Below are 6282 nucleotides of genomic sequence, written 5' to 3' on the forward strand. Positions count from 1 at the left end.
CCTTTTAAAACCTTGAGTATTTTATCGTAATTTGCTTGAAAGTTGTGCATATGAATTATAGTGTCGTAACTACAATTTACTGCCTTTTAGCAGTTTGCGCAACTTTTTCTAAATGCACAACGGGTATGTACATAATAAAAAAGCAAGTATTCCTATTAAAAAAAATATAGAATAATTAGAGGTAACTTTTATTTGTTGTTGAATAGAGTTTGAATTGATATCTTGATTGATATCGTTTGAAGAAAAAAAACTACATACATCAAATGATGTAAAAAATTGAAACCTCATAGTGGTTATTATATTAGATTTATCGTTACTCAGACCCCCACTAATTACTAGCTCGCCAAAGTTTTATAATAGCGGGATTGTTTTTTTATTTTTTCTTCAAAAAGAAGAATACCAATTATACTTATTCATCATTTTGTATAACAAAGAATACATTCATAAAATCAAGGTTCCTTGAATTGTTATAAAATATGGTTTTCAGTATTATTTTTTTTAAAATAATATCACCGTATAATATATTGTACTATCATATCAATTTTAGCCATTTTAACAAACTTAGTTGACTATCAAAAATCTATGATAAAGAGGTAAGAAAACAATATATTTAAGATAAAATTCTTCTATTAAAAACCTATTGTTTTAGAACAATATCAATTATATTATATTTCTTTTAACATCATAAATTTATAGATAAAACTTTAATTGGTACTTCACTCATACATCAAAATAAATACGCTAAAACCGTAAACCTACTTCAACTACTTGATTTCCAATATCAAAGATTCTTTATCAAATAGGGCAATCAGTACCGACTACCCTATTTAAATTAACAATGTGTGTTTTTCATTTTATTATAGTTTATTATTACTAATTAAAACTTGAAAAGCTACTATCTATGAATATATAAATAGCCTGCTTTATTTTTTCTTTCTCCAGATGCTAAAATATATTCAAGCACATAATAATATGTCCCTACAGGTAACTCTTCACTCTCTTTTATAGTTGATCTACCCTTAGAAACTCCTCTGAAAAAATTATCATTTCTTCCATAATCATCAGCTTCAAATACTTTGACTCCCCAACGATTATAAACCTCTAATGTATTTTCATATTTTTCTATTCCATTTATCATAAATACATCGTTAACTCCATCCCCATTAGGAGTCACACCAGAATATATAATAATCTCATCATCCATACGAATTACAGTAACTGTTTCATCTTCAAAATCTCCATCATTATCTATATCAATATTAGTATCATTTGAAGGATCGTCTGACATATCGGTCACATCCTCTCCATTAGGATTTTGACCAATTACAGTTGCTTGATTGGTTACTTCTCCTAAAAGTATATCTTCTTGTGTTAAAATATAAGTAGCTGTAAAACTATTCACATCTATTTCTCCTACTTCCAAATCTATAGGACCTCCGATAACTTCTATTCCTTCTAATGGATCTATAAGAACAATATTTGTTATATCTACATTCCCATTATTTTCAACTGTAAAAGAATATTGTATTTCATCTCCTACATTTAAAACGTTATCATTATTGGCATCTATATAAACACCTACCTTGGTTAATTCTAAATTTGATATACTATTTACATTTCCAACTCTAACATTTATTATCGCGTCATCACAATCAATAGGTATAGCTATACTACATAAACTATATCTGATTGTATAATCTCCTGGTGGTGTACCAGGCAATACTAATATTTCACCTGTTGCAATATCAAGACTGACACCATCGCTTGGATTTGGGTCTAATATGGAAGTAATAACTACATCTACTCCTAGAGTAGCTCCATTACCATTAATAGTGTCATTGTTATCAACAATATTAGTCGAGTTACCACCCGTATCTCCCGCTATAATTACATTATCATCATTAGCAGTAATGCATGAAGGAGAATTTATTGAAATCATTTCTTGACAACTGGCAGTAGTTACTGTAATATCCACATTATCTCCTGATATAATATTTGTAATACTCCATATATTACCCGAAACATTTGTTACTATTCCAGTTGTACTTGTCACAACCCCACCACTAACAGTAACTTCCATTGAATATGTTGTTTTATCTGCTGAACAAGTTGGCCCGCTTGTAATGCTAATAGTTGGTACTGCTGTTATGGTTACATCCCTGGTTGCTGTAGCATCAGGACATCCCCCTGTGCCACTTACTGTATAGGTCATCGTCACCGTACCTGCTGCAACTCCCGTAATCAGTCCGGTGCTTGAATTAATCGTTGCGATTGCTGTGTTTGCTGAACTCCAGCTTCCGCCTGCCTCTGTTGAACTAAAGGTAGTCGTACCGGCAATACAGGCTTCCTGAGTTCCGGATAGAGTTCCTGCTGTGGGTGGTGCTGTAATAGTTACATCCCTGGTTGCTGTAGCATCAGGACATCCCCCTGTGCCACTTACTGTATAGGTCATGGTCACTGTACCGGCTGCAACTCCCGTAATCAGTCCAGTACTTGAATTAATCGTTGCTATGCTAATATCGGCTGAACTCCAGCTTCCTCCTGCCTCTGTTGAGCTAAAAGTAGTCGTACCGGCAATACAGGCTTCCTGAGTTCCGGATAATGTTCCCGCTGTGGGTGGTGCGGTAATAGTTACATCCCTTGTCGCAGTAGCATCAGGACATCCTCCTGTACCACTTACTGTATAGGTCATGGTCACCGTACCCGCTGCTACTCCGGTAATCAGTCCGGTGCTTGAATTAATCGTTGCTATGCTAATATCGGCTGAACTCCAACTTCCTCCAGCCTCTGTTGAGCTAAAGGTAGTCGTACCAGTAATACAGGCTTCCTGAGTTCCCGATAGGGTTCCTGCTGTGGGTGGTGCGGTAATAGTTACATCTCTAGTCGCAGTAGCATCAGGACATCCCCCTGTACCACTGACCGTATAGGTCATGGTCACCGTACCCGCTGCTACTCCGGTAATCAGTCCAGTGCTTGAATTAATCGTTGCTATGCTAATATCGGCTGAACTCCAGCTTCCTCCTGCCTCTGTTGAACTAAAGGTTGTCGTACCGGCAATACAGGCTTCCTGAGTTCCCGATAGGGTTCCTGCTGTGGGTGGTGCGGTAATAGTTACATCTCTAGTCGCAGTAGCATCAGGACATCCCCCTGTGCCACTTATCGTATAGGTCATGGTCACCGTACCCGATGCAACTCCCGTAATCAGTCCGGTGCTTGAATTAATCGTTGCTATGCTAATATCAGTTGAACTCCAGCTTCCTCCAGCCTCTGTTGAGCTAAAGGTAGTCGTACCGGCAATACAGGCTTCCTGAGTTCCCGATAGGGTTCCCGCTGTGGGTGGTGCGGTAATAGTTACATCCCTTGTTGCTGTAGCATCAGGACATCCTCCTGTACCACTTACTGTATAGGTCATGGTCACTGTACCNGTTACATCCCTGGTTGCTGTAGCATCAGGACATCCCCCTGTACCACTTACTGTATAGGTCATGGTCACTGTACCGGCTGCAACTCCGGTAATCAGTCCAGTACTTGAATTAATCGTTGCTATGCTAATATCGGCTGAACTCCAGCTTCCTCCTGCTTCTGTAGAACTAAAGGTAGTCGTACCGGCAATACAGGCTTCCTGAGTTCCCGATAGGGTTCCCGCTGTGGGTGGTGCGGTAATAGTTACATCCCTTGTTGCTGTAGCATCAGGACATCCTCCTGTACCACTTACTGTATAGGTCATGGTCACTGTACCTGCTGCTACTCCGGTAATCAGTCCAGTGCTTGCGTTGATGGTAGCGATTGCTGTGTTAGCTGAACTCCAGCTTCCGCCTGCTTCTGTTGAGCTAAAGGTAGTCGTACCGGCAATACATGCTTCCTGAGTTCCCGATAGGGTTCCTGCTGTAGGTGGTGCGGTAATGGTTACATCCCTGGTTGCTGTAGCATCAGGACATCCTCCTGTACCACTTACCGTATAGGTCATGGTCACTGTACCCGCTGCTACTCCCGTAATCAGTCCAGTGCTTGAATTAATCGTTGCGATTGATGTGTTTGCCGAACTCCAGCTTCCTCCTGCTTCTGTTGAGCTAAAGGTTGTCGTACCAGCAATACAGGCTTCCTGAGTTCCCGATAGTGTTCCAGCAACTGGTGGTGCGGTAATGGTTACATCCCTAATCGCAGTAGCATCAGGACATCCGCCTGTACCACTTACCGTATAGGTCATCGTCACCGTACCGGCTGCTACTCCGGTAATCAGTCCAGTGCTTGAATTAATCGTTGCTATGCTAATATCGGCTGAACTCCAGCTTCCTCCAGCCTCTGTAGAGCTAAAGGTAGTCGTACCGGCGATACATGCTTCCTGAGTTCCCGATAGGGTTCCAGCAACTGGTGGTGCGGTAATGGTTACATCTCTAGTCGCAGTAGCATCAGGGCATCCTCCTGTGCCACTTACTGTATAAGTCATGGTCACAGTACCCGCTGCTACTCCCGTAATCAGTCCAGTGCTTGCGTTGATGGTAGCGATTGCTGTGTTAGCTGAACTCCAGCTTCCTCCAGCCTCTGTTGAGCTAAAAGTAGTTGTACCGGCGATACATGCTTCTGTTGTTCCGGATAGGGTTCCAGCAACTGGTGGTGCTGTAATAGTTACATCCCTGGTTGCTGTAGCATCAGGACATCCCCCTGTACCACTTACTGTATAGGTCATGGTCACCGTACCTGCTGCAACTCCCGTAATCAGTCCGGTGCTTGAATTAATCGTTGCGATTGCTGTGTTAGCTGAACTCCAGCTTCCGCCGGCCTCTGTAGAGCTAAAAGTAGTCGTACTTCCTGCACAAGCTTCTTGAGTTCCCGATAGTGTTCCCGCTGTGGGTGGTGCGGTAATGGTTACATCCCTGGTTGCTGTAGCATCAGGACATCCCCCTGTGCCACTTACTGTATAGGTCATCGTCACCGTACCTGCTGCAACTCCCGTAATCAGTCCGGTGCTTGAATTAATCGTTGCTATGCTAATATCAGCTGAACTCCAGCTTCCNGCTGCAACTCCCGTAATCAGTCCGGTGCTTGCGTTGATGGTTGCGATTGCTGTGTTAGCTGAACTCCAGCTTCCGCCGGCCTCTGTAGAGCTAAAAGTAGTCGTACTTCCTGCACAAGCTTCGGTAGTTCCCGATAGTGTTCCCGCTGTGGGTGGTGCGGTAATGGTTACATCCCTGGTTGCTGTAGCATCAGGACATCCTCCTGTACCACTTACCGTATAGGTCATGGTCACTGTACCCGCTGCTACTCCGGTAATCAGTCCGGTGCTTGCGTTGATGGTAGCGATTGCTGTGTTAGCTGAACTCCAGCTTCCTCCAGCCTCTGTTGAGCTAAAAGTAGTTGTACCGGCGATACATGCTTCTGTTGTTCCGGATAGGGTTCCAGCAACTGGTGGTGCTGTAATAGTTACATCCCTGGTTGCTGTAGCATCAGGACATCCCCCTGTGCCACTTACTGTATAGGTCATCGTCACCGTACCTGCTGCAACTCCCGTAATCAGTCCGGTGCTTGAATTAATCGTTGCTATGCTAATATCAGCTGAACTCCAGCTTCCGCCTGCCTCTGTAGAGCTAAAGGTAGTCGTACCGGCAATACAGGCTTCCTGAGTTCCGGATAGGGTTCCAGCAACTGGTGGTGCTGTTATGGTTACATCTCTTGTTGCGGTAGCATCGGGACATCCGCCTGTACCACTTATCGTATAGGTCATCGTCACCGTACCCGCTGCTACTCCGGTAATCAGTCCGGTGCTTGCGTTGATGGTTGCGATTGATGTGTTTGCCGAACTCCAGCTTCCTCCAGCCTCTGTTGAACTAAAGGTTGTTGTACCAGCGATACACGCTTCTTGAGTTCCGGATAGGGTTCCAGCAACTGGTGGTGCTGTAATGGTTACATCTCTGGTTGCAGTAGCATTAGGACATCCCCCTGTACCACTTATCGTATAGGTCATCGTCACTGTACCCGCTGCTACTCCGGTAATCAGTCCGGTGCTTGCGTTGATGGTTGCGATTGATGTGTTTGCCGAACTCCAGCTTCCTCCTGCCTCTGTTGAACTAAAGGTAGTCGTACCGGCAATACATGCTTCCTGAGTTCCGGATAATGTTCCAGCAACTGGTGGTGCGGTAATGGTTACATCCCTGGTTGCTGTAGCATCAGGACATCCTCCTGTACCACTTACTGTATAGGTCATGGTCACTGTACCTGCTGCTACTCCGGTAATCAGTCCAGTGCTTGCGTTGATGGTAGCGATTGCTGTGTTAGCTGAACTCC

Annotated in this window: 1 protein-coding gene; it reads right to left on the bottom strand. The window is 43.3% G+C overall.

Annotated features, from left to right (window positions below; genetic code table 11):
- Window positions 1–895 precede the first annotated feature (895 nt).
- Window positions 896–6202, bottom strand: coding sequence for an Ig-like domain-containing protein (locus FOF46_RS30420; RefSeq protein ID WP_478209730.1), 5307 nt, complete (start codon window positions 6200–6202; stop codon window positions 896–898).
- Window positions 6203–6282: the final 80 nt, after the last annotated feature.

The sequence above is a fragment of the Aquimarina algiphila genome, from assembly GCF_007489275.1.
GTDB classification, from domain to species: Bacteria; Bacteroidota; Bacteroidia; order Flavobacteriales; family Flavobacteriaceae; genus Aquimarina; species Aquimarina algiphila.